At 66.8% G+C, this 3266-nt stretch carries 3 protein-coding genes and 1 pseudogene; 2 read left to right on the top strand and 2 right to left on the bottom strand.

What is annotated here, in order from left to right; translation table 11 throughout:
• A pseudogene (locus ACDELDRAFT_RS20510) lies at positions 1–539 on the bottom strand (hypothetical protein); the annotation flags it as partial.
• Positions 540–1038: 499 nt separating this feature from the next.
• On the opposite strand from ACDELDRAFT_RS20510, the gene ACDELDRAFT_RS20505 reads away from it, so the two are divergent.
• A complete protein-coding gene (locus ACDELDRAFT_RS20505; protein ID WP_005799999.1) occupies positions 1039–1539 on the top strand; it encodes a hypothetical protein in 501 nt (166 codons plus the stop codon).
• 362 nt (positions 1540–1901) lie between these two features.
• Positions 1902–2120, top strand: a complete 219-nt coding sequence (locus ACDELDRAFT_RS26125) for a hypothetical protein (protein WP_005799998.1) — start codon at positions 1902–1904, stop codon at positions 2118–2120.
• A 20-nt stretch (positions 2121–2140) separates the two neighbouring features.
• Here ACDELDRAFT_RS26125 and ACDELDRAFT_RS20495 read toward each other — a convergent pair.
• Positions 2141–3266 (bottom strand): nitric oxide reductase activation protein NorD (locus ACDELDRAFT_RS20495; RefSeq protein ID WP_040330151.1); only part of this gene is annotated, 1126 nt, incomplete at its 5' end.

The following is a 3266-nucleotide window of genomic DNA, read 5'->3' as shown; positions in this document are numbered from 1 at the left end:
AAGGCGCGTTGCAGGCTGGCTGATGCGCGCTCCAGCAGCGCTGCATCCGCCGCGCCAAAAGCCCTGCCTTGCGCGCGAAACAGCAGCAGCACAGCGCGCGTGCGGCCCTGCGCTTCCACGCGCAGGTCCAGCGTGTGGTGGTGGCCTCCCGCGCGGATGAGCAGGTTGTAGGTGTTGGAGCGAAAGTACCGCGCATCGGGCGCGAGGAGGCGGCCCACTGCGGGGCCGTCTGCCCGGGCGAGAGCAACCACGTTGGTTTCACCCTCGCCGACGAACAGGCGCTCGAATTCGTTGAGGAACAGGTCCTGCGCCGGTGCGGGTGAGTCCTCGTGGAAAAAACCTTCGGGCAGGCCGTGCTCGTCCAGCCAGAACAGGGCCGCCGCTTCTGCGCCAACGAGTGCGCGCAGCACCGCACAGACATCCGGCGCGATGGGCGCGAGCCCCAGTCCCAGGCGGCACAGCAGATCGAGTTCCTGCCACAGCCGCTGCCGCGCGGAGGCTGGTGGCGAAGAGGCGTGGGGGCGGTGGAGTACAGGCATGGAGGTACAAGGGATCGGCGAAGCTCCAGCGATTACATACCAGGCCCGCGTCCGCGTCGGCACGGTGAATCCCCGCCGCGTGAAATGCAGCACGCCGGGCAGGCCTGCCTCCGGGGCAGGAGGCTGTCGGCGCGCAGCCCCGCAGAGGCTCGGCTCATCGAAGGTAGCGCCGAAGTCGGCGTCAGCACCCCGCCGTCCGCAAAACGTACGCCCAGGGGGCAGATTTCAAGGTGGCGCCGGCGGGTTGAGGCTGCCCTTCGTGCCGTAAAAACCTGTCCCACAAGGTGGTGCAGCCGGGCACGCAGCGCGCTGACGGCGCTGTGGGCGCGGTAGCAGGCGGGCTCGGCTGTAACGCACAGCGCTGTCCGCCGATGTCCTACGCGCGGCGCGGAACATGGCGCACGCAGTGTGCAGAAGGGGGTTCCTAGGATTGCGTTCAGGGGCCTGGAGCCGTTTTAGCGCCCCATTCCTCCATCAACACCTACGGACGCCTATCACCATGAATTCCCTTTTCAAGACCTGTAGCGCCCTCGCTGCCGCCACCGTGTTTCTCGCCGCCTGCGGCGGAGGCAATGACGATGACCCCACGCCCAGCAACGAACCGGGCGTGCTGACCGTGACCAGCGCCACGGTTGACGGCCTCAATGGCGTGTACGGCAACGGCGCCCTGAATCTGACCGATGTGGAGAAGCACAATCCCATCGGTTCCGTGCCCGAGTTGTGTGCATTCCGGTTCGACGGCGCCAACAAGGTCGGCTCATCTGCCACCGCCTTTGGCGACATTCGCTACCGGCCCGATGCTACCGGGCTGTTCCAGGCGTTCCTGACCTTCGACGGCAAGGAATACGCCAGCGGTGAGGCTTCGGATACTTCGGTGAACCGCGACAGCGATCAAGTCCGGTTCTCGGGCAAGACCCTTACTGCCACGGATGGCTCCAACGCCACTTTGCGCGTCACAGGGATCGTGCCCATGCGCCCGAACCGCCCTGCAGGTTGCTGAAGCCCGCTCTTTCTGTCTGAGTTCCCCCCTTCCGATCATCGTGATCGGACTTCAGCCCCCGTTGCTCTGGCGGCGCGGGGCGTTTTTCTGTGAGGATTCCGTGGGCAATCGCGGAAACTACTTTTGGCCGTGTCGGCGGCGAGGCGTGTTGCCTGCCTTTGGTGCGCTCTCATTCGTACGCCACTTGTGGCGTCGTGGCGCGGTCATACTCTAGCTTCCACTGATTTTGCTCCATGCGTTCCCACCGGTCCCATGCCTCGTCCGTCGTCTGGTTGCAGGCAGATGCCCCCGCGAAGCCGGCAACGGGCGCACCCTGCAACGGATGTGGCTTGTGTTGCCTGTCAGTGCCTTGTCCGCTGGGAATGTGGGTGTCGCGCCGCCGCTCCGGGACTTGCGCGGCGCTGCGCTGGAGCGCCGTCCAGCAACGTTATCTGTGCGGCATGGTGGCAGAGCCAGGCGACGTGACAGGCTGGACGCACCCGTTGGCCGTGCGTCTACAAGTGTGGCTGGCACGGCGCTGGGTGGCGGCAGGTGCCGGCTGCGATGCCGACGTGCGGGCCGAGCCGCCGGGCTTGGGTTGAGCGGCAGAGGCGCAGGGTGCTCAGCGCGCCAGGGTGACCCAGGCCTGGGTCAGTCGCTGCACGAGATCCTGAGGGCGGCGCACCAGTGCATAGCCCTGGCTGCCGAACAGCATGGGCAGATATTCGTGGGCTTCATGGTCGATGGTGACGCAAAAGGGTGTCAGGCCCGCATCGCGCGCCTCTTGCACGGCATGGCGCGTGTCTTCGAGTCCGTAGCGGCCCTCGTAGATGTCGAGGTCGTTGGGCTTGCCATCGGTCAGCACCAGCAAAAGGCGCTGCCGCTCGGGGCGTGCGCCCAGGCGCCGGGTGGCATCGCGCAGCGCCGCGCCCATGCGGGTATAGAAACCTGGTTTGAGGGCCCCCACGCGCGAGCGCACGGTGTCGTTCCAGCGCTCGCCGAAGCCCTTGATGTGCTGGATGCGCACATGCTGTCGCCGCACCGAACTGAAGCCCAGCATTTCAAACGCATCCCCTGTGCCCGACAGCGCTTCGCCAAACACGTACAGCGCGTCGCGGATGACGTCGATCACGCGGGCGTTCGATGTGGCGTAGGCGTCGGTGGACAGAGACAAGTCGGCCAAGAGCAGCGTCGCGAGGCTTCGCTCACCGCGCTGGCGACGGATGTAGACGGGCGGTGAGTCGCTGTGCTGCACGCCGCTGCGGGCTTCGGTTTGAAAACGCACCCACGCGTCGATGTCGAATTCGTCACCCAGTGTCTGACCGCCTTGCCAGCGTGGCGCGGCACGCAGCACTTCCAGGCGCCGCCGCACGCGCCGGGCCGTGGCCCGCAGTGCCTGTGGAGGCACGTAGGGCGTGCCGGGCCGCGCGACCGAGCATTGCAGCGCGCAGTGGTCGGGTTGGAGCACGCGGCGGCGCCAGTTCCATTCGGGTGTTTTGCGCCCGGGACCGAGCGGAAGGTCGTCGGCCGATGCACTGGGCAGGTCCAGATCGAACTTGATGCGCGAGGCCGTGGTCTGTTCGCCGCGTGCCAGCGACAGCGTGTCCATGTCGTTGGCTGCTGCGGTTGCGTTGGGGTCGACTTCGTCGTCGGTGCCGCGGTCGAGCCGGATCAGCTCGCTCCAGCTCATCAGGGCCTCGGTCTTGGCCGCCAGCAGCAAGGGGTTGCGCGATTCCTGGTGTTCCACG

This window comes from Acidovorax delafieldii 2AN, from assembly GCF_000175235.1.
Taxonomy (GTDB): Bacteria; Pseudomonadota; Gammaproteobacteria; order Burkholderiales; family Burkholderiaceae_C; genus Acidovorax; species Acidovorax delafieldii_B.
Note: the sequence above shows the minus strand (reverse complement) of the source record. Positions and strands in the feature narration are given on the sequence as shown.